Consider the following 21,968-nt stretch of genomic DNA (forward strand, 5'->3'; position numbering starts at 1 on the left):
CCCGAGTCTGCCCTATCTGGGCCGTAGTCTTCGAGTCGTGACAATGACCATGAGCACTGCGTTGCTCACAGATCACTATGAGCTGACGATGCTGCAGGCGGCTCTCCAGAGCGGCGCGGCGCACCGGCGCGCGGTCTTCGAGGTGTTCGCCAGGCACCTGCCGGGCGGGCGGCGTTACGGGGTTGTCGCCGGCACGGGACGTGTCCTGGACGAGCTTGAACGCTTCCGTTTCGGTGAGGAGGAACTCACCTATTTGCGCGAGCACCAGGTCGTGGACGAGGCCACTCTGGCGTTCCTCGCCGATTACCGGTTCTCCGGGAGCGTCTACGGCTACCGCGAGGGCGATGTCTACTTCCCCGGCTCCCCCATCATGATCGTCGAAGGCACCTTCGCCGAGACCGTGGTTCTGGAGACCTTGACGCTGTCGATCCTGAACCATGACTGCGCGATGGCCTCCGCCGCCTCCCGCATGACCAACGCCGCGGGCAATCGGCCGATCATCGAGATGGGCTCCCGGCGCACGCACGAGAGCGCGGCCGTGGCCGCCGCGCGGGCCGCGTACATCGCCGGGTTCGCCTCGACCTCCAACCTGATGGCCGGGCGCGTGTACGGCGTCCCCACGGCCGGCACGGCGGCGCACGCGTTCACGTTGCTGCACGACTCGGAGCGGGCGGCGTTCGAGGCCCAGATCGCCTCGTTCGGCCCCGAGACGACCCTGCTGGTGGACACCTACGACGTGCCGGAGGCCGTCCGCACGGCGGTGGAGCTGGCCGGGCCCAAGCTCGGTGCGGTCCGCATCGACTCGGGCGACCTGGCGGCCGCGGCGCAGGAGGTGCGCGAGCAGCTGGACGCGCTCGGCGCGTTCAACACCCGGATCCTGGTCACCTCGGACCTGGACGAGTACGCCATCGCCGCGCTGGCCGTCGCGCCCGTGGACGGCTACGGCGTGGGCACCTCGCTGGTGACCGGGTCCGGGGTGCCGACGGCGGCGCTGGTGTACAAGCTGGTGGCCCGGGAGACGGCCACCGGGAAGCTGGAGGCCGTGGCCAAGCGTTCGGTGGGCAAGCCCTCGCGCGGCGGCCGCAAGGAGGCGTACCGGCTGCTGGACGACGCCGGCCACATCGAGACCGAGCTGATCACCACCGGCGGCCTGGTCCCTGAGGGCGGCATCCCCCTCCTGCACGAGCTCGTCCGCGACGGCGAGGTCGTCGGCAGGGAGCCCCTGTCCGCCGCCCGCGAACGCCACGCCCTGGCCGTCACCGCGCTCCCGCTGGAGGCCCTCCACCTGGGCAGGGGGTATGCGGCGGTTCCCACGGAGTTCGCCTGACGTATGGTGCTGAGTATGGGCACCGCGTTGATCATCGTCGATGTGCAGAACGACTTCTGCGAGGGTGGCAGCCTCCCTGTGGCCGGCGGGTCCGAAGTGGCGGCGGCGATCACCCGCCACGTGGCGGACCACGGCTACGACCACGTGGTGGCCACCCGCGACTACCACATCTCCCCCGGTAACCACTTCTCGGACACTCCCGACTACGCCTCCACCTGGCCGCCCCACTGCGTGGCCGGCACACCGGGGGCGGACTTCCATCCGTCGTTCGACGTGTCCGAGGTGGAGGAGCTCTTCAGCAAGGGCGCCTACACGGCGGCGTACAGCGGCTTCGAGGGCACGTCCGGCGACGGGGTCTCGCTGGCGGAGTGGCTCAGGGATCGCGGGGTGCACCAGGTGGACGTGGTGGGCATCGCCACGGACTACTGCGTACGCGCCACGGCGCTGGACGCGGTCAAGAACGGGCTGGCGGTGCGGGTCCTGCTGGACCTCACGGCCGGAGTCACCCCGGCCACGGCGGAGGCGGCGATGGCGGAGCTGAAGGCGGCAGGCGCCACCCTGCGTGGGGCGCCCGCGGTCGGCTGATCGGCCCGGCCCTCCCGCGGCTTGATCACGCTTAGTACACAGTGTGCAACGCCGAGGTGATGTGATATCCAAGAGGGCGAACCCTCTCCGAAGCCGGAGTAGTACGGAGAGTGATACGTCGTCCTCGTCGCAGGAGGTTCTCCATGCTGGCCCTCTCTTTAGGTGTGGCCTGGCTGCTCCTCGCTCCTCTCAGCCTGTGGCTCCTCCTCAAGGGCAACACCGCCGAGCGCGTCGGCGCGATCGTGACCCTGGCGCTGCTGGAGGGCGGCACGATCGTGATGGACACCGTCATCCAGCAACACGTCGCCGACCACTCCGTCGTCGTCCACGACGTGTCACCGCCTCCCACACCCACCTGTGACGAGCGCACCCCGGCGCCCCGCTCCGCGGAGGTCGGCAAGGCTCTCGTCCTGACCTGGGCCGCGGCCGCCCGCGAATGCGAGACGGCCGAGGTCACCGTCCGCACCGAGGGCCGGCGGCTGCTGATCTGGCTGCGCGCGGGCCCGAGTCCGGGCCGTCGCAAGACCATGCTCACCGTGGGCCGCGATGTCGCGCTCACACTTCCCGTACGCGTCCAGGGCGATACCGCCGCAGTCACGGTCCCGTTGCCGGAAAAAACCGGCCGAATCCCGGTAGACGGCCGCACCGGCCGCCGAATCCCGGCCCCGGCGGCCTAGCCTGCCGACCTGGACACCTACACGCCGGCGACCTGGCCCGGCTCCCTGTGTGCGCCGGGCCCCCTGGGGCGGCTGCCTAGGAGGTGGCCACCGCCAGCCGCAGCGCGTCGTCGAACTTGGCGAAGACCTCGAACGCGTGCCGCAGCCCGGTGATCGACAGCACCCTGGCCATGACTCCCTGGACCCCTCCGAGGAGCAGCCTGGTCCCCCGGGCCTCGCACCGCTGCAGGACGCTGACGAGTTCGTTCATCCCCATCGAGTCGCAGAACGCCACCTCGCCGAGGTCCAGGATGAGGAAGGGCTGCGGGGGCAGCTCCCAGACGTGCTGCAGGTGCTCGCGCAGCACGGGTAGCGCGTTGACGTCGAGCTCTCCTTCAAGCCTGATGATGACGGCGTTTCGAGAGAGGCCTGACGTGACGCTGAGCGTCGACTTCCCATTGGCCCCAGCTGACATGGGCGAAGTCCTTCTGCGCATCTCCAGACAAGCCAAGAGTGTTGTTGCCGGTTCCACAGAGCTTCTAACAGAAGGCCACTGCTCTGTGTCCAATCGGCATAGGACGGGCCGGACGCGCGCAGCGCTGGGGGCGACGCGCCGCGCGCGCTGGCCGCCTCAGCCCGGTCCGAAGGTGATCAGGTAGGCGAGGACCAGAACGGAGAGGATCACGAGCAGGACGCTCGTGCCGCTGATCACCATGATGACGTGCGTTCGCCGGGCCATCCCACGGATCGCCGCGACGACCAGCGCGATCAGAACCGCCAGGATGAAGAGGGTCAGGTTCCCGGTGTCGGTCGAATTCGGCATTGCCACCAAGAGGTGCAGGGCTGGATTCGTCATAAGCAATTCCCTAATGCGAAGAGACGCTCTGCCGAAAACCCCGCTTGTGCCGGCACCGCACCGACGATGACCCCGCCATGAGGTGCCTGCACTTTCCAGCCGGACGGAGTTTCCGTTTATATCCGGTCACCTCATTGTGCGATCGCACGACACTCCGGACAAGCACCGATTCTCTATGCCGACTATTTCATGTGAAAATACAGCTTGAATGCATTGTCAATGCCCTTTACTGAAGCCCGCCGAAGTTCAGAAACCCGGACCAGAAAATCCAGATCTGGAGATCCAGATTCCGCCTCGCGACGAATCGGCGTCGGCCACCACGGCATGGGTCCTGAAGGACCATCGATCCTGCTGAACTTCAGCCGGGTCCACTGAACCCGGGCACACGGGTCCGGGAGGTTGAAACGCGTCCCCACCTGCCCGCTCCCCAGGTGGATCGGAGGCGCCCGCGGGAGGCTCGGAGAGGTGAATGACGGCGCTCCCTCGACGCGGATATCCGGGCGATGTTAACTGAAGATCTGAAGTACAGGTCTGGAGGCGTGAACAGATGTGGACGATCCCCAGGCACTGGCGCGCCGGCTGCGTGAGCTGCGCGAGCGCCACTGGCCGGACATGCGGATCACCCAGAAGCAGTTGCACAGGGCCATGGGGATCAGCGTCTCACTGATCTCATCCTGGGAAGCGACGCGCCAGCTCACGATCCCACCCGCGCACAGACTCGACATGTACGCGGCCTTTTTCGCCACCGAACGGTCGATCGCCGACAACAGGGAGCGCCTGCTCCCGCTGTCCGAGCTGACCCCGGATGAGCGTCGGCGATATCGCACGCTACTGGACGAGCTGACCCGGCTGCGCATGGCGGTGTTACGCTCTCAGCCCGCCGGCCCCAGCGCGCAAGCACGCCAGCCCCAGGACGCCGCATCCGAGGATCCCTGGCATTTCCCCGACGGCCGGCCGATCACGATCATCTGCTCCGAGGTCCCCGAAGATCACCTGGACCGGATTCCATACGCCTCCCCTGATGTACTCGACTACATCGAGCTCTACAAGTACTCCGACCTGGACTCGCTGTTCGACCTGCACGGGCACCTCCGCGAAGCGAACCCGGGCAGCCGGGTCAACCTGTGCGCCGCAGGAGATTTGCGCAGAGACGACCTGTCGACCCATCTCGTGCTGCTTGGCGGGGTGGACTACAACAAGATCACCGTTTCCATGCTCCGGAGAATCGAGCTGCCGGTGCGCCAAGTGGCCGACTGGGACGGCGAGAATGGGGCCTATTTCGAAGTCGACGAGAGTGGCCGCGCGCGCAGATACTACCCTGCCACCAGGGAATCCGACGGTAAGCTGGAATTAGTCGAGGACATCGGCTTCTTCTATCGCGGCATCAATCCCTTCAACGTCAAGAGCACCCTGACCATCTGCAACGGAATGTACGCCAGAGGAGTGCACGGAGTGGTCCGGGCGCTGACCGACGAGCTCTTTCGCGACAGGAACAGGGCGTACCTGCGCGAGCGATTCGGCACCGCCACGCCGTACAGCATCCTCACCCGCGTCAGCATGGAAGGCAGGATGGCTCTCACACCCGACTGGACTCTCGACTCCTACCGACTTCACGAATGGCCGGAGCCCATTGATGGTGGCTGAAACAGGCGTGATCACGACAGAGCATCATCACGGTTCGCACCAGCACCTCATCGCCGCGTTCCCTTGGCGATCCGTTCCGGACGCGGTCGAATCCGTGGATGCCATTGTCGTGCCCACGATCCACCATCCGCGCAGGCTAGCGCAGGCCGCGCGCCTGGCGTCGGCGCTGGGTTGCGTGCTCGTCACCTTGCACAGTCACCAGTGGAGCAGCGCGCGGGTCGCGGCCAGGTTGATGCCGCCAGACGTGCGCTTCGTCGCGATCGACATCGACGACGTGCGCCGGCTCAACCTTCCGGATTTCTCAACGACGGCTCTGCTGCGAGCCACACGGTTCGCGCGCACAGCCGACCTGAGCGCGAAACGCAACACGGGTCTGATTCTGGCCCGGCTGATGGGCTGGGGACGCATCGTCTTCCTGGACGACGACATCGCGGTCGGCAGCCACGAGGATGTCGGACGCACCGCCGCTCTTCTCAACGCCTATGACGCGGTGGGCATGCACATCGGCGGCTTCCCGGACAACTCGGTCGTGTGCCACGCGCACAAGAGGACGGGAGGACAGCAGGATTCGTTCGTGGGAGGGGGCGCCCTCGCCGTCGAGACCACCCGGAATCCTTCGTTCTTCCCCAACGTCTACAACGATGACTGGTTCTACCTGCTGGACGAGACCTCGCTGCGCCGGCTCGCGGTGACGGGGACGGTGCGGCAACGCGAGTACGATCCTTTCGACCGCCCTGCTCGCGCACGGGATCAGGAGTTCGGCGACGTGCTGGCGGAAGGCGTCTACTGGATCCTCGACGGCGCAGGGGGTGGCCCGATCAAGGAGACCGTGACCGACCCGCAGCACTGGGCCGGTTTCTTACGCAAACGCCGGATCTTCATCGAGGACGTCCTATGCCGGGTCAGGCGGTTACCGGCAGCTCAGCGGCCCGTTGCCAGGGCCATGGAGGCATCCCTGCTGGCCGCTCTCGGGCGACTGGCCACGATAGAACCATCATTGTGCGTCGACTACATCAACGCCTGGGTGGAAGACCGCCGCAGATGGGCCGATCACTTGGTCACGATTCCGCAGCTCTTCGATACAGCCGCATCGGTGAAATGGCTGGCCAAGGGCAGCACACCGCCGTTGCGCTGGCAATGCTCGGTTAGGAGCAACGCTTGACTCGCGAAAGCGCCGACGGGACTCTGTCGCACGTGAACGGATGCGACATCCGCCCAGCGGCTCCTGAGGATCTCCCGGCCCTCGTCCGGTCACTCGGGCAGGAGGAGTATTTCACCGTGAGCCTGAAGCGGCAGGACGCCGGGCACGGGTTCCTGCTCGTCGCCTGGCAGCGGGGCGTCGCGGTGGGGGATGTCTACGTCTGGCTGGCTCCGGCCGAGGAGCCGGAGCTGCGCACGCACCTGCGGGGTGTCGCGTTGATCACGCATCTCGAGGTCGTTCCTAGGCTACGGAACCTCGGAATCGGAACGAAGCTCCTGCGGGCGGCCGAAGACAGTCTCTACGCGGCCGGGCGCAAGCGGGTCGCCCTCGGGGTGAGGCTGGACAACGATGACGCGCAGCGGCTGTACAAGCGTCAGGGCTACGAGGAGTGGCCCCATGGGGAGGTGGCCACGACGGCGGTCGTGTATCACGCGGACGGCAGTCGCGAAGTCCTCCCGGAAGTATGCCGGATCATGGTCAGGCGCCTCGAGGAGGACCGCCCGGGACGATGGGGCACGTCGTGAGGGTTCCCCTCACATTCCGTCGTGATCGGCGTGCTGGGGCCACTCGTGTGGCAGGAAGGCATCGCGCGTCCAGTCGGCGGTGACGATGTCGGCGCCCGCCGACCTCACCCGGATGAGGGTGCCGTACGACTCGATGTCGCCGAACCGTGACCGGAGATGGGCGGCGCTCTCGACGCCGTCATCGGCCCGACCAGTCGGCGTCCGCGCTGGCTGGAGCACTCGACCCGGCTCGCGGGCGCGCCCGGCTGTCACCTGGTGTCGCCGCTGGCGCAGCACTCGGAAGGCCGCCAGGCGTCCGGTACATCGCAATCGACATCGACGACATGGACCAGCTGCCGGATTTCCAGACCTCGGCCATGCTGAAGAAGAGGCCCTTCATGCGCATGACCGACGACGTTGGGATGAGCCGTGAACGAATACGCGCTGGCACGCCGGCTGCGCGAGCTCCGCAATGGCCGATGGCCTGACGTGCGGGTCACTCAGGCCCAGCTCCGTGACGCCGTGGAGGTGAGCGTCCCGCTGATCTCGTCCTGGGAGTCGACCCGCGGCCCCAAGATCCCGCCGCTGGCCAGGCTCGAGAAGTACGCGGCGTTCTTCGCGACCAAACGGTCGATCGCCAACGGCGAGGCCCGGGTTCTCCCGTTGTCGGAGCTGACCGCGGAAGAGCACGACCAATACCGCATGCTGCTGGACGAACTGAGCCGGCTGCGCAAGGCGGCATTACGCTCTCAGAGCGGCGCCGAGATCTCCGGGGGAGAGGCCGTGGCGCGCCGTGAGGCATTCCTCGATGACCCCTGGCACTTCGACGACCGCAAGCCGATCACGATCATCTGCTCGCAGGCGCCGGAAGATTACCGCGCGAAGATCCCGCACCCGAGCCCGGAGTCCGGCGACTACGTCGATCTGTACAAGTATTCGGACCTCGACTCCCTGTTCGAGTTGCACGGGCATCTGCGCGCCGTGAACCCCCACAGCCTGGTCACCTTGACCGCCGCCGAGGACATCGAATCGGACGACCTCACCACGCATGTGGTGCTGCTCGGCGGGGTGGACTACAACGAGATCACCAGGGCCATGCTGGAAGAGATCGAGATGCCCGTACGGCAGGTGGCCGACTGGGCCGGGGAAAAGGGGCCGTACTTCGAGGTCGACCAGGGCGACGGCCCGCCGCGCAGGCACTACACCGTCACCCAGAAGTCCGGCGACAGCCGGCACTTGCTGGAGGACGTCGCGTTCTTCTACCGCGGCGAGAATCCCTACAACATCAAGCGCACACTGACCATCTGCAATGGCATGTACGCCAGGGGCGTCTACGGTGCCGTGCGAGCGCTGACCGACGAGCGGTTCCGCCACAGGAACGCCGCGTTCGTGCGTGCGCGTTTCGGCGACGCGAAGGCGTACAGCATCCTCACGCGCGTCAGGATCAGGGGCGGCGTCGTCGTCACGCCCGATTGGACCGCGGACGCGTTCCGGCTGAACGAGTGGCCGGAGCCCGCCGATGCGTCCTGAGACGGGACCGCCTGCCCAGACCGAGCACCACCACGGCTCCCACCGTCACCTGGCCGTCGAGACCCGGCTCGAACCGGCGCGCTCCGCGAGGGTCGACGCGATCGTGGTGCCCACCATCCGCCATCCGCGCTGGCTCGAGCACGCGATCAACCTGGCCACCGACCTGGACTGCCCCCTCGTGACCCTGCACAGCGGCAATTGGAGCGGCGCCGCGCTCGCGAGCGCGGCGATGCCGGCCGAGGTGCGCTACGTCATGATCGACATCGGCGAGGTGGACCGGCTGAACCTGCCGTACTTCGCGACCACGGCCCTGCTGAAGGGCACCCTGTTCGAGCGCGGGACGGACCTCGCGCCCAAACGGAACCTCGGCCTGCTGCTGGCCCGCCTGATGAACTGGCGGCGCATCGTGTTCCTGGACGACGATATTGAGGTCAGCGGGCACGAGGAGGTCAGGCGGGCCGCGTCGCTGCTGGACATCTATGACATGGTGGGCATGCGGATCGGCGGGTTCCCCGACAACTCGGTGGTCTGCCATGCCCACCGGGCGACCGGCGGAGCCCAGGACTCGTTCATCGGGGGTGGCGCCCTGGCGGTCGAGACCACGCGCAATCCCTCCTTCTTCCCCAACATCTACAACGAGGACTGGTTCTACCTGCTGGACGACAAGTCGCTGCGCATGCTCGCGGTGACGGGCGAGGTGCGGCAGCGGTCGTACAACCCTTACGACCGGCCCGTCCGGGCGCGCGACCAGGAGTTCGGCGACGTGCTCGCCGAAGGCGTCTACTGGCTTCTCGACGACGGGCAGTCCACGGACTGGCAGTCCGCCGCACACGCCGACTACTGGATCGGTTTCCTCGACAAACGCAGGGCCTTCATCGAGGAAGTGCTCCGCAACGTACGTGGCCTGCCGGCCGACTCCGAACTGGATCGCCACGCCATGAAGGCATCCCTGGTGGCCGCCCTCGGCCGGCTCCACCGCATCGAGCCCGAGTTCTGCGTCGCCTACATCAAGGCCTGGGCGGAAGATCGCGAGGCGTGGCGCAGGCACCTCGACAAGATCCGGAGGGGCGGATCCGACGTATCCCAGGCAGTGAAACGCCTGGTTAAGACTGGCGCGAACCAGCTCAATTGGAAATCCCTGCTGTAAATTGCCCAGGGATTCACGAAAGACCCATACGGGAACTTGTTGTGCGTGGGGCGCTCAGAAATCCGCCAAGCCGGCCATGCGGACCTGCCGGCCATCGTCGGCGCTCTCGGCCAGGAGGAATACTTCATCGACCGCCTGTCCCGTCAGGCGAACGGACACGGCCTCCTCCTGGTGGCATGGAAGAGCGGGCAAGCGGTAGGGGACGTCTATCTCTGGCTGGCCCCGGCCGAAGAGCCCGAGCTGCGGGCCCTCCTCCCGGACGTCCCCCTGCTCACCACCTGGAAGTCGTCCGGGAACGCCGCAACGAAGGCATCGGCACCCAGTTGCTGCGGGCGGCCGAGCAGCGGCTGCACACCAAGGGCCACCGGCGGGTCGCCCTGGGCGTGAACCTGGACAACCACGCGGCGCAACGCCTCTACAGCCGCCTCGGCTACACCGAATGGCCCCATGGAAAGCTGGCGACGACCGAGACCGTCTATCACCCCGGCGGCAGGCGCGAATTACGCCCGGAGGTCTGCCTCGTCATGGTCAGGCACCTCGGCTAGCGGCGCTGGGTGGCCCAGCGGCGGATCATGTCGATGCGCTCCTGGATCTGCTCGGCCGTGGCCTGGGCGATCGGCGGGCCGCCGCAGGCGCGCCGCAGCTCCGCGTGGATGACGCCGTGCGGCTGCCCCGTGCGGTGGTTCCAGGCGCCCACCAGGCCGTTCAGCTCCCGCCTCAGCTCCGCGATCTGCTCGTGCGGGGCCAGGGTCTCGCGCGCCGGCTCGGTCGGCTGCTGCTTGCGCTTGGCGGCCTGCTGGTCCGACTGCCGCTTGCGGAGCAGGGTCGCCACCTGATCGGGCTCCAGCAGGCCCGGCAGGCCGATGAAGTCTTCCTCCTCGGCGGAGCCGATCTCCGCCCCCGTGCCGAACTCGCCGCCGTCGAACAGCACCCGGTCGAACGTGGCCGACGTCTCCATCGTCTCGAACGGGAGCTCGTCGCCGAGGACGTCGGGATTGTCCTTCTGGCGGTTGGCCTGCTCCAGCAGGCTGTCGTCGAGGCCGTCCTCCGGAGGCTTCTTGTTGAGCACATGGTCGCGCTCCACCTCCATCTCGTTGGCCAGGCCCATGAGCGTGGGGACCGAGGGGAGGAAGACCGAGGCCATCTCGCCGCGCTTGCGGGCCCGGACGAAGCGGCCCACCGCCTGGGCGAAGAAGAGCGGGGTCGAGGTCGAGGTGGCGTAGACGCCCACGCACAGGCGGGGGATGTCGACGCCCTCCGAGACCATGCGCACGGCGACCAGCCAGCGATCCTCCGAGGCGCCGAACTGCTTGATCTTCTTCGAGGCGCCGGGGTCGTCGGAGAGGACCACGGTGGCGCCCTCACCGGTGATGTTGCGCAGGTGGCGGGCGTAGGCCCGGGCGGTCTCGTGGTCGGTGGCGATGACCAGGCCGCCCGCGTCGGGAACGCCGCGGCGCACCTCGGTGAGGCGGCGGTCGGCGGCCTGCATGACCTGGCGGATCCAGTCGCCCTTGGGGTCGAGCGCGGCCCGCCACGCCTGCGAGAGCTGGTCCTTGGTGAGCGGGGTGCCGAGCGTGGCGGCGATCTCGTCGCCGGCGCGCGTGCGCCACTTCATCTCCCCGGAGTACGCCAGGAAGATGACCGGCCGCACGACCCCGTCGTCGAGGGCGGGGCCGTAGCCGTAGGAGTAGTCGGCGACGCTGCGCTTGAAGCCCTCCGCGTCCTCCTCGTAGCCGACGAACGGGATCGGGTTGTCGTCGGACCTGAACGGCGTCCCGGTGAGCTGGAGCCGCCGCGTGGCCGGCTCGAACGCCTCCAGCACGCCGTCGCCCCACGACTTGGCGTCGCCCGCGTGGTGGATCTCGTCGAAGATGACCAGCGTCTTGCGGTGCTCGGTGCGCGCCCTGTGCAGGGCGGGGTGCATGGCGACCTGCGCGTACGTCACCGCGACCCCGGTGTAGTCACGCGACGTCGTGCCCTGGCTGTTCTTGAACTCGGGGTCGATGCCGATGCCGACCCGCGCGGCGGCGTCGGCCCACTGGCGCTTGAGGTGCTCGGTGGGCGTCACGATGGTGATCGCCCTGATCACCCCGCGGGCGAGCAGCTCGCTGGCGACGCGCAGGGCGTAGGTCGTCTTGCCCGCGCCCGGCGTCGCCACGGTGAGGAAGTCACGCGGCTCGCGCCTGAAGTAGAGGTCGAGCGCCTCCTGCTGCCAGGCGCGCAGCTTGGGGGCGGTGCCCCACGCGGCACGGTCTGGATAGGAAGGCGAAAGGTGGGACGCGGCGAAGGTGCTCACCGCATCACCTCTGGGGTTCGTGTGCTTCGCTCTCTCACAGTGACCCAAGAGTAGACGGGGACACTGACAAGACGTGCCGTGAGCCGTGGATTCTGGCCAAGGTCTTCCCCAAGTGCTATGCGGCTTATCGGAGACTCGTCATGACCGCGTCGAGGGCCCGCCTGCCTGCGGCTTCCTCGGGTTGGAGCAGCCCGACGAGCAGTACGGCCCCGTTCCCGCGAGTGAGCAGCATCACTCTGAGGAAGGCGGGCCGGTTGACCACGTCCTGGTATTCCGCCCGAAGCGCCCGCGTGTGGCCCCCGGGGATCTGCTTGTCCTCGACCACGCTGACGCGGTCCCCCTTGAGCAGCAGCCTGGAGTACAGCTCCGCCGCGTCGGCCGTGGCCTTCTTGGCGTCCTCCACGGGCCCGGGAACCGGCCTGGCCATGACCAGGCCTCCGTCCTCGTCCCTGATGACGGACGTGAACCCCGTCACCGGCGCCACCACCTCCACGCGCCACCCCTGCGGCAACGTCGCCGTCACCCCGGCCAGCGAGTCGCTCAGCCTCCCCGTCTCGGCCTGCGGCGCGGTGACCCGTAACACCACCGCGGTGGCCCCCGCCACCAGTCCCGTCCCGGCCAGGAGCGCCGCCGGCACGACCGCCCATCGCCGCCACAACCGCCCGCCGACGTGCCTGCGCAGCCCGGGGTCCACCGGGGTGCCGTAGAGCCGGGCGGACGGAGGAAGCGACTCAGGGTCACCGCCCCCAGGAGACCGGTCCGAGCCACCACCAGAGGGCCAGTCCGGGCCATCACCTCCGGGAGGCCAGTCCGGGCCGTCACCCCCGGGAGGCCACTCCGGGTCACCGCCCCCGGGAGGCCATTCACGGCCGCGGTCGGGGCCGGTTCCCAGGCTTCCCCGGCCCCGGCCCGGGTGTTCGGTGGTCCTGCGGATCCGGGGGTTCCACGGCTCGTCGAGGTCCTCGGTCTCCGCGGGCCCGAGGTCCAGCGGGTGCGGCTCTCGAGGGCTCGCGCGCTCCCGCCGCCCCCGTACCGGCTCCTCGTCACGGCGCGCCGGAGCGCGGTCCCACGCGGTCTCCGTGTCCTCTGGAGGAGTACGGCGATGCCTGGCCCCCGGCAGAGGCGGCCAGACACGATGATCGCCCTCCATGGCACCTCCTTGTCCGCTGTCCTATCACTCCTCGCCACGCGGATCCGGCGAACCGTGATCGCTGTGACGGGAGAGGCGGAATTCAGCGGATGCGCCCGGCCAGCACAGTGGCGCTCAGCCCGATGGCCGCCATGAGGAGGCAGATCACGACGAACCCGGTGGCGATCTCGGCGGGCGCGTGCCCGATCACATTGACCAGCGCCCCGGCGGCTCCGATCGCCACCGCGGCCCCCAGCATGTCGGTCACCGACAGCGCGGCCGAGTTCGCCCCCTGCTCGTTCGCCGGCGACTGCTTGAGTGCCGTGACACTGATGGTGGCCATCCCGAGCCCCATCCCGAAACCGGCCACGATCCACGCGGGCGCAGCGACCCACCCGGTCATCCCGGGAAGGACGGAGAGCAGGGAGATCAGGATCGCCACGGTGACGCCCGCCGCCCCGAGCCTGATCCTCCGGTACGGCTCAACGGCCCAGCGGCTCTGCAGCCACGACCCCGCCGACCAGCCCAGCGCCCCCGCCGTCAGCGCGATCCCGGCCTCCTTCGGGTCGAAGGACTTCACCTCCTGCAGCGCCAGCGGGATGAAGGAGTTCACCCCGAAGAAGGCGGCCGAGAAGAACCCGCGCATCAGCACGGTCGTGGGCAGCCCGCGCGCGAACCGCAGCCCGCCGGGAGGCAGCAGCCGGTAGAGGCCGTAGATCAGGAAGCCGAGCCCGGCCAGCGTCTCGACGGCGCCCGGCACCGGGTCCACGTGCAGCCGGTCCACGCCGTGCAGCAGCGCCCCGCCCCCGCCGGACGTGGCGGCGGCGGCCAGCGTCATCGCCAGCGGCCTCGACCGTGGACCGTCCGAGGGCGCCTCGCCGGATGAGGACGGCCTCCGGAGCGCGGGAACGAGCATCACCAGCGCGGGCACGACGAGCGGGATGATTCCGTAGAAGACGTACCGCCACCCCCACTGCTCGGCCACGAACCCCGCCACGGCCGGCCCGACCATGGAGGGCACCACCCAGGCGGCGGAGACCGCCGCGATCGCCTTGGGCCGCATCTCGGCCGGGTAGACCCGCGCGATCATCACGAGCAGCGCCACGAACGAGGCGCCCGCACCCAGCCCCTGGACGGCCCGCGCCCCCAGGAACATCACCGCCGACTGCGCCGCCCCCGCCAGTCCCATCCCGAGCACGAACAGCACCAGCCCGGCCACGAACGGCGCCGGGTAGCCGCGCCGGTCAGCCCAGAGTCCGGCCACCACGTTCGCGAACAGGCTCGCGATCAAGAAGGCGGAGAAGCTCAGCCCGTAGAGGTCCAGCGCGTCCAGATCGTGGGCGACACCCGGCATGACCACGCCCACCGACATGCCCTCGAAGGCCACGAGCGTGACGACGAGCAGGATGCCGATGGTGGCGGTGCGGTAGGCCGGGCCGAGGATCCGGGGAGGGACGTGGGGAGCGTCGAGTGCCTTTGGTGCTGTCACCCACACATCGTAATTTGTCGCACAATCTAGATATCTGCGGTGTGCCGGTACGCCGCCCACATCTCATGCATGCGCTCGGCCTGACCTCGTGTGAACTCCGCCATGCACTGATCGTGGGCATAGTCCATGAAGTTGCGCACGGGGTCGTGCCCGGGCTGCGCGCAGGTGTCCTTCCGCACCTGGCACGCCTCGGTCGGCTGGGCCTCCGCCGGGGTGTCGCCGATGCCGTCGCCGGGCTCCCGGCAGCCGTTCTCGAACGTGTGGAACAGGCCCAGCCAGTGCCCGATCTCGTGGACGCCGGTGAAGCCCCGGTTGTAGTTGGTCATCGTGCCGCCGGGCAGGCTCCGCCAGTCGACCACGACGCCGTCGAGCACGGGCGCGCCCTCGTACCAGTAGGGGTAGCTGGCGAAGCCCAGCATCAGCTCGCTGAGCTGGGCGATGTAGAGGTTGAGCGTGCCGGCCCCGCCCTTGTGCAGCGCGGTCTTCATCGTCTGCTCGTTGGTGACCGGATCGGCGAACCAGGCGGCGTTCTCCTTGACCGAGACGCTCTGGAGCGTGAAGCGCACGCCGGTGTCCACGCCGCCGAAGGCGCCGGCGTACGCGGAGTTGAGCATGGCGATCTGGGTCTTGACCGCCTGGCCGGAGACCTTGGGGACGCCCTTGGTGATGACGTGCACGCGGGTGGGCACGGTGATCTTCGCGGGCGGCGTGACCCCGGCCAGCCGCCGGTCGATCTCGGCCATGACCCTGGCCACGTCTCCCGGCTCGGGAGAGCGCGGCCCCGGCGTGCTCGCCTCGGCGGACGTGACGCAGACGGCGGCGCTGGCGGCCTCAGGCCGAAGCGGCGGCGCGATCGCCACCGGGAGCAGGCATGCCAACGAGACGGCGGTCACGCGCCGGGCCATACGGTCCCCCACTACGGTATGAGCTGGTCTGGGTACTGACCGTAGCTCTACCTGGAGGGATTACACCTCAGCAACACTCACTGCTTGTTGTCGCCCTTGTCGTCGCCGCCACCCGCGGGCAGGCCCTCGTAGATCTCCTTGCACTCAGGGCACACCGGGTATTTCTTGGGATCGCGGCTGGGCACCCAGACCTTGCCGCACAGGGCTCGGATGGGCGTGCCCGTCACCATGCTCTCGGTGATCTTGTGCTTGTCCGCGTAGTGCGCGAAGCGCTCGTGATCGCCGTCGCCATGCGACGTCCGCGGCGTGGTTTCCTGCTTTGGGAGGATCTTCGTGCTCACCCCATTGAGTTTATGCCCGCCCGCGACCGTCTCCCCCACACATCGCTACGGCCCCCGCCACGTGGCGGGGGCCGTACCGGGTCGATCGGGGTCAGCCCATGTGGACCGGGGCACCCTCGCTCTTGCGGCCCGACTTGACGAACAGGGTCAGCAGCGCCGTCAGCACCGCGATGCCGGTGCTCACCAGGAAGGCGACGTGCATGCCATCCATGAAGGAGAAGTGCACGGCGTCGACGATCTGCTGCGGCGCGCCGGGCGGCGCCACGCCGAACGCCGCCGCCTTCTCCAGCCCCTCCAGTTGATCGGCCGGGATCGCCTGGGCCGCCGGGCCGAGGTGGCCGGGCAGCGTGCTGGAGATCTGCGCGGCCATCACGGCGCCCAGGATCGCGGTGCCGAGCGCACCGCCGACCTGCATGGCCGACTGCTGCAGGCCACCCGCGACGCCGCTCAGCTCCATCGGCGCGTTACCCACGATGATCTCCGTGGCGCCCACGAACACCGGCGAGAGGCCGAAGGCCAGCAGCAGGAACGGGATGCCGCTCTCGATGAACGACGCGTCGATGCTGAGCTGGGACATGAGGAACATCGAGAAGGCGGTGATCAGCAGACCGGCGGCCATCGTGATCTTCGGCCCGAGCCTGCCGATCGCCATGCCCGCCAGCGGCGAGGCGACGATCATGCCGGCGCTCATCGGCAGCATGCGCAGACCGGCCTCCAGCGGGGACAGGCCGTGCACGCCCTGGAAGAAGAAGCCCAGGAAGAACATCGCGCCGAACATCGCGAACGCGACCATCATCATCAGCACGGTGCCGATGGAGATCGAGACGTTCCTGAACAGCGACAGCGGGACCAGCGGCTGCCTGGCCCTGCTCTGCCAGAAGATGAAGCCGCCGATGAGCACCACGAACGCGCCTACGAAGGTCAGGGTCGTGCTGTCGCCCCAGCCCCACTCCGGCGCCTTGATGATCGTCCAGACGAGCGAGAACATCGCGCCGGACAACAGCAGCACGCCCAGCCAGTCGATCCTCGACAGCGACTGCGCGCGGTTCTCCTTGATCAGGAAGAAGCCCATGACCAGGGCGATGACGCCGACCGGCGCGTTGATGAAGAAGACGAACTCCCAGCCCCTGCTCTCCACCAGCAGGCCGCCCACGATCGGGCCGGCGGCGCTGGACAAACCGATGATCGCGCCCCAGGCCCCCATCGCCTGGTTCAGCTTCTCACCGGGGAACGCGCTGCGCAGCAGCGCCAGAGCGGCGGGCTGGAGCAGCGCGCCGAACAGACCCTGCAGCACCCGCAGGCCGATCAACGCGCCGATGGGCGTGACGCCGGGAATGACGTCGGCCAGTTGGGCGCTGAGTCCGATGCCGACCGAGGAAAGGGCGAAGCCCGCCACGCCGATCAGGAAGACCCTCTTGTGCCCGAACAGGTCGCCCAGCTTGCCCGCGGTGATCAGGAAAACCGCCAGGGCCAGCAGATAACCACTGGTCACCCACTGCAGGTCGGACAGCGAGGCCTTCAGATCGGCCTGGATGATCGGGTTGGCGATACCCACGACCGTGCCGTCCAGCATCACCATGATGACGCCCAGGCTGACCGCCAGCAGCACGAGCCACGGGTTGCCTCCGGTCCCCGTCTTCGCGGGGCCGGGCGATGACGGTGCGTCGACCGCCTTCGCGTAAGCCATGAAAGTCCCCCTAAGTACACATAGCCCCACACAGGGACATAGATCTCGTAAGCCTCAGGTAATCTATGTCACACGATGACTAATGACAACTGGCTTTTAATCGGCAGGGTATGACTTATGGCACACTGTGACAGAAAGGTGTCGAGGGAGTGACCGCTGTGGGTCTACGGGAACGCAAGAAGGAGAAGACGCGCCTGGCGATCCTCGACGCGGCGCTCGACCTATTCCTCGAACAAGGATACGAGTCGACCACGGTGGAGCAGATCGCGGGGGTGGTCGAGATCTCCCCCCGCACCTTCTTCCGTTACTTCACCAGCAAAGATGACCTGGTGCTGTGGTTCCACGACCACGGCGAGGAGATCATGATGGCGACCCTCGCGGACCGCCCTCAGGACGAGCCCCCCTTCACGGCGCTCATGCACGCGCTGCGCGCGGTGCTCAGCGACATGGAAGATTCAACGCCCGAGGAGACGGCGAGGTTCCTGAAGTTGCGCCGGGTCCTGGACGCGAATCCGCGCCTGATCGGCCAGTCCGTGGCCAGGGGTGCGGAGACCGAGCGCCGCCTGGCCGAGGTGGTCGCCGCGCGCCGGGGCACCGACCCCGACACCGACCAGCACTCGCACCTGATCGTCGCGTTCGCCATGTCCACGCTGCGCGTGGGCTTCGAGTGCCCGCGCCGCGACGGGACCCTGCCGGAGGTCACGAACCGCATGGCGGAGACCATCGAGCTCGCCGAACGCTCCCTCCAGCCGGGCTGGGACCTCCAGCCGCCGGTCGGCTAGTTCATCGTCGGGTCGTCCGGGCACGTGGCCACGAAGGCCAGCTCGCCGCGCTGCCGCCGCAGCACGTGCCGCCAGAGCGAGCCGGGGTCCGTGTGGAAGGTGTCGCCGGCCTCGGAGTCGACGACGTACCAGGCGCCCTCGGCGATCTCGCTCTCCAGCTGTCCCGACGTCCAGCCCGCGTATCCGGCGAAGATGCGCATCTGGGCGATCTCGCCCTGCAGGATCTCGGGCGGGGCATCCAGGTCCACCGTGCCCAGCCGGGAGACGGCCGGGGTGCCCGCGTGCAGCCTGCGCCAGCCGAGCGGTTCTTCCCCGCTCGGGACCGCCGCCAGCGCCAGCGCGCTGTCCGTCTGCACGGGCCCGCCCTCGAAGAGCACGGGAGGTCCGGTCACCAGCGGGTCCCAGACGGGGAGCACCTGGGTCACCGAGATGTCGCTCGGCCTGTTGAGCACCACGCCCAGAGTGCCGCCGTCGTGGTCGTGTTCCAGGATGAGCACGACGCTACGCCGGAAGTTGGGGTCGTCGAGAAGCGGCGTCGCCACCAACAAACCGCCGACGTAGATCGCTTCCGCCATACATCCATCATGAAGGGTCTTGGGGGGTCCGCGCTCCCCCAGTGGACTCATGTTACTTTTCGCGCTCATTTGGGCACCTCGCGTGGCGAAGGTCGCCGGAGATCTCCTGGTCGTACGGCCCCATCCGGCCGCGCGACGCTACGAGATGAACGCCCCGGCCCGGGCGGCGGCCAGCGTGCGCACGACCGAGCGCTCGGCGGCCTCCGGCGTCACCGGCTCCCGCGTGACCACAAGGCGGTAGTAGAGCGGGGCCGAGACCGCCCGGATCACCTCCGTGGCGTCGGTCCCCGCGGGCAGCTCACCCCGCGCGACGGCCAGCTCCACGACGCTGGCCCACTCGTCGATGCGACGCAGATAGAAGGCCCGCAGGGCGCCGGCCGCCTGCTCGTCGCTGGTGGCGGCGGCGATCATCGCCTGGAACGTGGCCCCGAGCCGCCCGTCGTTGACCGCCTCGCACACGGAGAGGGCGTTGGCGCGCAGGTCGGCCTCGATGGAGCCGGTGTCGGCGCGCGGCGAGGACTGGTCGGCCAGCTCGGTCATGAGGTCGGTGACCAGGCCCGCCCGGCTCCCCCAGCGCCGGTAGACCGTGGTCTTGCCGACGCCCGCCCGGGCCGCCACCTGGTCCATGGTGAGGCCGTGAAAACCGTGCTCGACCAGCTCGTCCTGGGTGGCCTGGAGCACGGCCGCGCGCACCCGCGCAGTGCGGCCACCTGGCCGCACTGTTCCCGCCAAGCGGGAAGATTGTTCCATTAAGACTCCTCGGAGCCACAGCATGCCCGTTTAATGGGGCATCAATCCCGTTAAGAGGTAACGCGTTCGGACGGCCGCAGACTGTTCCTGGGCTCTCGCTGCTGATCGGGTCGTGAAGGAGCCGCTCCGGGCTCGGCGCAGGGGCTGAAGGAAGCGTTGCCGCCGAGGCACATTCTAGAGCCGCGGGCGCGAACCGGCTGACGCCCATACGTGTTCGGCAATACCGAACCCAACTGCGCTAGGGTGCCGGTTGTGGGAGAGACGATTCAGTCGGTCGAGCGGGCCGCCGCGATCCTGCGACTGCTCGCCTCCGGCCCCCGCCAGCTCGGGGTGGCCGAGCTGGCCAGGGCTCTGGGCCTGCCGAAGGGGACGCTGCACGGCATCCTGCGCACGCTCGTCCGCGTCGGGTTCGTCGAGCAGGACCAGGCCACGGGGAAGTATCGCCTCGGCGCCACGCTGCTCCACCTGGGCAGCAGCTACCTCGACGTCAACGAGCTGCGCACCCGCGCGATCAACTGGGCCGACGCGCTGGCGGGCCGCAGCAGGGAGAGCGCCTGGATCGGCACCCTGCACGAGGGCCACGTGCTGGTCATCCACCACGTGTTCCGGCCGGACGACAGCATGCAGACCCTGCAGGTGGGCACATACCTGCCCACCTACGCCAGCGCGCTGGGCAAGGTCCTGCTCGCCTACGACCCGTACGACGAGGCGCCCGCGCCGCCGCTGCAGCCGCACACCAAGAAGACCATCGTCGACCCCGGCCGGCTGGAGGCGGAGCTCGACCTGGTCAGGACGCGGGGCTGGGCGGCCGAGATGGAAGAGCTGACCGAGGGCGAGGTGGCCATCGCCGCGCCCATCAAGGACTCGCGCGGCATCGTGGTGGGTGCCATCGGCATCCGCGGCGCGGTCGAGCGGCTGGCCCCGGAGGGGGGCCTGCACATGGAGTTCGTCTCGTACGTGCGCGACGCGGCCCGCGCGATCACGCGCGACCTGGCCCGCTGACGAAAAGAGTTGAACGCCCCCGGGCAACCGAATACCATTTCTCATGTTGTTCGACATTGTCGAACCCGAACCTTGCGAGGAACCCCAGTGCCTCGACCGCACTACGTCGCAGCCATCGACCAGGGCACCACGTCGAGCCGGTGCATCGTCTTCGACGAAGCCGGCCACATCATCTCCGTCGCCCAGCGTGAGCATCGCCAGATCTTCCCTAAGCCGGGCTGGGTGGAGCACGACGCGGCCGAGATCTGGCAGGCCGTGCAGGGCGTGCTGGCCGAGGCGATCGGCGGCGTCGAGGACGGCCGGATCGCCGCGCTCGGCATCACCAACCAGCGCGAGACCACCGTGCTGTGGGACCGGGCGACCGGCCGGCCCGTCTGCCCGGCGATCGTCTGGCAGGACACCCGCACCGACACGCTGACCCGCGCGCTCGCCGAGCACGAGGGGCTGTTCAAGGAGAAGGCCGGGCTGCCGCTGGCGACCTACTTCTCCGGGCCGAAGATCCGCTGGCTGCTGGACGAGCATCCCGGGCTGCGCGAGCGGGCCGAGCGCGGCGAGGTGCTGTTCGGCACGATGGACAGCTGGCTGCTGTGGAACCTCACCGGCCGCCACATCACCGACGTGACCAACGCCAGCCGCACGATGCTGATGAACATCCACACGCTGGCCTGGGACGACGAGCTGCTGGCCGCGCTGGGCGTGCCGCGCGCGATGCTGCCGGAGATCCGCCCGTCCGCCGAGGTCTACGGCCACACCCCGCAGGGCGTCCCGGTCGCCTCGGCGCTCGGCGACCAGCAGGCGGCGCTGTTCGGGCAGACGTGCTTCGCGCCCGGCGAGACCAAGAGCACCTACGGCTCCGGCAGCTTCCTGCTGATGAACACCGGTCACCAGCCGGTCGTCTCCAAACACGGCCTGCTGACCACGGTCGGCTACCAGATCGGCGAAGGACCGGCCACCTACGCACTGGAGGGCGCGATCGCGGTCACCGGCTCCCTCGTGCAGTGGCTGCGCGACAACCTGGGCCTGATCTCCAGCGCGGCCGAGATCGAGACGCTGGCCAAGACGGTCGACGACAACGGCGGCTGCTACTTCGTACCGGCGTTCTCCGGGCTGTTCGCGCCGCACTGGCGCTCGGACGCGCGCGGCGTGATCGCGGGGCTGACCGGGTTCGTCAACAAGGGGCACATCGCGCGGGCCGTGCTGGAGGCCACCGCGTGGCAGACCCGCGAGGTGGTGGACGCGATGAACGCCGACTCCGGGCTGGACCTGACCACGCTGCGCGCCGACGGCGGCATGACCGCCGACAACCTGCTCATGCAGACGCTCGCCGACGTGCTCGCGGTGCCGGTGATCCGGCCCATGGTGGCCGAGACCACGGCGCTGGGCGCCGCCTACGCCGCGGGCCTGGCGACCGGCTACTGGCCGGACGTCGACAGCCTGCGCGCGAACTGGCACAAGGCCGCCGAGTGGCGCCCGGCGATCGACGAGACCGCGCGCGAGCGGGAATACCGCAACTGGAAAAAGGCCGTGGCCCGGACTCTCGACTGGGTGGAGTAGGAGTTATGG

23 protein-coding genes are annotated in these 21,968 nt (G+C 68.8%); 12 read left to right on the plus strand and 11 right to left on the minus strand.

Going from position 1 to position 21,968, the window contains the following annotated elements; all coding sequences use genetic code 11:
* Window positions 1–43: 43 nt before the first annotated feature.
* The 3 genes from EJK15_RS28870 (at window position 44) to EJK15_RS28880 (ending at window position 2,589) form a co-directional block, all read left to right on the plus strand.
* Window positions 44–1,327 (plus strand): nicotinate phosphoribosyltransferase, encoded by a 1,284-nt coding sequence (locus tag EJK15_RS28870; protein WP_420847097.1) that lies wholly within the window; start codon window positions 44–46, stop codon window positions 1,325–1,327.
* A gap of 15 nt (window positions 1,328–1,342) precedes the next feature.
* Complete coding sequence (locus EJK15_RS28875; RefSeq protein WP_138713622.1) at window positions 1,343–1,912, plus strand: nicotinamidase; 570 nt, start codon at window positions 1,343–1,345, stop codon at window positions 1,910–1,912.
* Between the two features lie 143 nt (window positions 1,913–2,055).
* Window positions 2,056–2,589 (plus strand): hypothetical protein, encoded by a 534-nt coding sequence (locus tag EJK15_RS28880; RefSeq protein ID WP_138713623.1) that lies wholly within the window; start codon window positions 2,056–2,058, stop codon window positions 2,587–2,589.
* Between the two features lie 76 nt (window positions 2,590–2,665).
* On the opposite strand, the gene EJK15_RS28885 is transcribed toward EJK15_RS28880, so the two are convergent.
* The gene (locus EJK15_RS28885) at window positions 2,666–3,043 is read right to left on the minus strand and encodes an STAS domain-containing protein (protein ID WP_138713624.1); all 378 of its coding nucleotides are present in this window, start codon (window positions 3,041–3,043) and stop codon (window positions 2,666–2,668) included.
* A 156-nt stretch (window positions 3,044–3,199) separates the two neighbouring features.
* On the minus strand, window positions 3,200–3,391 hold the full coding sequence (locus EJK15_RS28890; RefSeq protein ID WP_138713625.1) for a hypothetical protein: 192 nt from the start codon (window positions 3,389–3,391) through the stop codon (window positions 3,200–3,202).
* 582 nt (window positions 3,392–3,973) lie between these two features.
* On the opposite strand from EJK15_RS28890, the gene EJK15_RS28895 reads away from it, so the two are divergent.
* The 3 genes from EJK15_RS28895 to EJK15_RS28905 are packed head-to-tail and all read left to right on the plus strand — an operon-like array spanning window position 3,974 to window position 6,793.
* A complete protein-coding gene (locus tag EJK15_RS28895; protein WP_138713626.1) occupies window positions 3,974–5,068 on the plus strand; it encodes a helix-turn-helix domain-containing protein in 1,095 nt (364 codons plus the stop codon).
* The gene (locus tag EJK15_RS28900) at window positions 5,058–6,230 is read left to right on the plus strand and encodes a hypothetical protein (RefSeq protein WP_138713627.1); all 1,173 of its coding nucleotides are present in this window, start codon (window positions 5,058–5,060) and stop codon (window positions 6,228–6,230) included. The genes EJK15_RS28895 and EJK15_RS28900 overlap by 11 nt, the downstream gene beginning before the upstream one ends.
* Window positions 6,227–6,793, plus strand: coding sequence for a GNAT family N-acetyltransferase (locus EJK15_RS28905; protein WP_138713628.1), 567 nt, complete (start codon window positions 6,227–6,229; stop codon window positions 6,791–6,793). The genes EJK15_RS28900 and EJK15_RS28905 overlap by 4 nt, the downstream gene beginning before the upstream one ends.
* 9 nt (window positions 6,794–6,802) lie before the next feature.
* Here EJK15_RS28905 and EJK15_RS28910 read toward each other — a convergent pair whose 3' ends face one another.
* Complete coding sequence (locus EJK15_RS28910; protein ID WP_171074589.1) at window positions 6,803–7,012, minus strand: hypothetical protein; 210 nt, start codon at window positions 7,010–7,012, stop codon at window positions 6,803–6,805.
* A gap of 189 nt (window positions 7,013–7,201) precedes the next feature.
* Here EJK15_RS28910 and EJK15_RS28915 point away from each other — a divergent pair, with 189 nt between their 5' ends.
* The 3 genes from EJK15_RS28915 to EJK15_RS76455 all read left to right on the plus strand — a co-directional run bounded on the left by EJK15_RS28915 (window position 7,202) and on the right by EJK15_RS76455 (window position 9,994).
* Window positions 7,202–8,302, plus strand: a complete 1,101-nt coding sequence (locus EJK15_RS28915) for a helix-turn-helix domain-containing protein (protein WP_138713630.1) — start codon at window positions 7,202–7,204, stop codon at window positions 8,300–8,302.
* Window positions 8,292–9,449, plus strand: coding sequence for a hypothetical protein (locus EJK15_RS28920; RefSeq protein ID WP_138713631.1), 1,158 nt, complete (start codon window positions 8,292–8,294; stop codon window positions 9,447–9,449). The genes EJK15_RS28915 and EJK15_RS28920 overlap by 11 nt, the downstream gene beginning before the upstream one ends.
* 176 nt (window positions 9,450–9,625) lie before the next feature.
* On the plus strand, window positions 9,626–9,994 hold the full coding sequence (locus tag EJK15_RS76455; protein ID WP_138713632.1) for a GNAT family N-acetyltransferase: 369 nt from the start codon (window positions 9,626–9,628) through the stop codon (window positions 9,992–9,994).
* On the opposite strand, the gene EJK15_RS28930 is transcribed toward EJK15_RS76455, so the two are convergent.
* The 6 genes from EJK15_RS28930 to EJK15_RS28955 form a co-directional block, all read right to left on the minus strand.
* The gene (locus EJK15_RS28930; protein WP_171074590.1) at window positions 9,991–11,745 is read right to left on the minus strand and encodes a DEAD/DEAH box helicase; all 1,755 of its coding nucleotides are present in this window, start codon (window positions 11,743–11,745) and stop codon (window positions 9,991–9,993) included. The genes EJK15_RS76455 and EJK15_RS28930 overlap by 4 nt on opposite strands.
* A gap of 124 nt (window positions 11,746–11,869) precedes the next feature.
* Window positions 11,870–12,895, minus strand: a complete 1,026-nt coding sequence (locus tag EJK15_RS28935; RefSeq protein WP_138713633.1) for a hypothetical protein — start codon at window positions 12,893–12,895, stop codon at window positions 11,870–11,872.
* 82 nt (window positions 12,896–12,977) lie between these two features.
* Entirely contained in the window at window positions 12,978–14,363 is a 1,386-nt protein-coding gene (locus EJK15_RS28940) for an MFS transporter (RefSeq protein ID WP_240777276.1), read from the minus strand.
* Between the two features lie 26 nt (window positions 14,364–14,389).
* Window positions 14,390–15,256, minus strand: coding sequence for a zinc metalloprotease (locus EJK15_RS28945; RefSeq protein WP_240777277.1), 867 nt, complete (start codon window positions 15,254–15,256; stop codon window positions 14,390–14,392).
* An 89-nt stretch (window positions 15,257–15,345) separates the two neighbouring features.
* Window positions 15,346–15,609, minus strand: a complete 264-nt coding sequence (locus tag EJK15_RS28950) for a DUF3039 domain-containing protein (RefSeq protein WP_138713636.1) — start codon at window positions 15,607–15,609, stop codon at window positions 15,346–15,348.
* A 91-nt stretch (window positions 15,610–15,700) separates the two neighbouring features.
* Window positions 15,701–17,296, minus strand: coding sequence for a DHA2 family efflux MFS transporter permease subunit (locus tag EJK15_RS28955; RefSeq protein WP_138713637.1), 1,596 nt, complete (start codon window positions 17,294–17,296; stop codon window positions 15,701–15,703).
* Window positions 17,297–17,445: 149 nt separating this feature from the next.
* Here EJK15_RS28955 and EJK15_RS28960 point away from each other — a divergent pair, with 149 nt between their 5' ends.
* Window positions 17,446–18,078: a TetR family transcriptional regulator gene (locus tag EJK15_RS28960; RefSeq protein WP_138713638.1), complete on the plus strand. Its 633-nt coding sequence runs from the start codon at window positions 17,446–17,448 to the stop codon at window positions 18,076–18,078.
* Here EJK15_RS28960 and EJK15_RS28965 read toward each other — a convergent pair.
* Both EJK15_RS28965 and EJK15_RS28970 read right to left on the minus strand, forming a co-directional pair.
* Entirely contained in the window at window positions 18,075–18,653 is a 579-nt protein-coding gene (locus EJK15_RS28965) for a YqgE/AlgH family protein (protein WP_138713639.1), read from the minus strand. The two genes, EJK15_RS28960 and EJK15_RS28965, sit on opposite strands and share 4 nt — an antisense overlap.
* A gap of 138 nt (window positions 18,654–18,791) precedes the next feature.
* Entirely contained in the window at window positions 18,792–19,403 is a 612-nt protein-coding gene (locus EJK15_RS28970) for a TetR/AcrR family transcriptional regulator (RefSeq protein WP_138713640.1), read from the minus strand.
* 252 nt (window positions 19,404–19,655) lie between these two features.
* Between EJK15_RS28970 and EJK15_RS28975 the strand changes: the two genes are divergently transcribed.
* Both EJK15_RS28975 and glpK read left to right on the plus strand, forming a co-directional pair.
* Complete coding sequence (locus EJK15_RS28975) at window positions 19,656–20,405, plus strand: IclR family transcriptional regulator (RefSeq protein ID WP_138713641.1); 750 nt, start codon at window positions 19,656–19,658, stop codon at window positions 20,403–20,405.
* 87 nt (window positions 20,406–20,492) lie between these two features.
* Window positions 20,493–21,959 (plus strand): glycerol kinase GlpK, encoded by a 1,467-nt coding sequence (glpK, locus tag EJK15_RS28980; RefSeq protein WP_138713642.1) that lies wholly within the window; start codon window positions 20,493–20,495, stop codon window positions 21,957–21,959.
* Window positions 21,960–21,968: the final 9 nt, after the last annotated feature.

The organism is Nonomuraea basaltis (assembly GCF_005893125.1).
Classification (GTDB): Bacteria; Actinomycetota; Actinomycetes; order Streptosporangiales; family Streptosporangiaceae; genus Nonomuraea; species Nonomuraea basaltis.

Coding starts and splice junctions, on each gene's coding strand:
- EJK15_RS28870 (WP_420847097.1), top strand. CDS start 44: ATGACCATGAGCACTGCGTTGCTCACAGATCACTATGAGCTGACGATG.
- EJK15_RS28875 (WP_138713622.1), top strand. CDS start 1,343: ATGGGCACCGCGTTGATCATCGTCGATGTGCAGAACGACTTCTGCGAG.
- EJK15_RS28880 (WP_138713623.1), top strand. CDS start 2,056: ATGCTGGCCCTCTCTTTAGGTGTGGCCTGGCTGCTCCTCGCTCCTCTC.
- EJK15_RS28885 (WP_138713624.1), bottom strand. CDS start 3,043: ATGTCAGCTGGGGCCAATGGGAAGTCGACGCTCAGCGTCACGTCAGGC.
- EJK15_RS28890 (WP_138713625.1), bottom strand. CDS start 3,391: ATGCCGAATTCGACCGACACCGGGAACCTGACCCTCTTCATCCTGGCG.
- EJK15_RS28900 (WP_138713627.1), top strand. CDS start 5,058: ATGGTGGCTGAAACAGGCGTGATCACGACAGAGCATCATCACGGTTCG.
- EJK15_RS28920 (WP_138713631.1), top strand. CDS start 8,292: ATGCGTCCTGAGACGGGACCGCCTGCCCAGACCGAGCACCACCACGGC.
- EJK15_RS76455 (WP_138713632.1), top strand. CDS start 9,626: ATGGAAGAGCGGGCAAGCGGTAGGGGACGTCTATCTCTGGCTGGCCCC.
- EJK15_RS28935 (WP_138713633.1), bottom strand. CDS start 12,895: ATGGAGGGCGATCATCGTGTCTGGCCGCCTCTGCCGGGGGCCAGGCAT.
- EJK15_RS28955 (WP_138713637.1), bottom strand. CDS start 17,296: ATGGCTTACGCGAAGGCGGTCGACGCACCGTCATCGCCCGGCCCCGCG.
- EJK15_RS28965 (WP_138713639.1), bottom strand. CDS start 18,653: ATGGCGGAAGCGATCTACGTCGGCGGTTTGTTGGTGGCGACGCCGCTT.
- EJK15_RS28970 (WP_138713640.1), bottom strand. CDS start 19,403: ATGGAACAATCTTCCCGCTTGGCGGGAACAGTGCGGCCAGGTGGCCGC.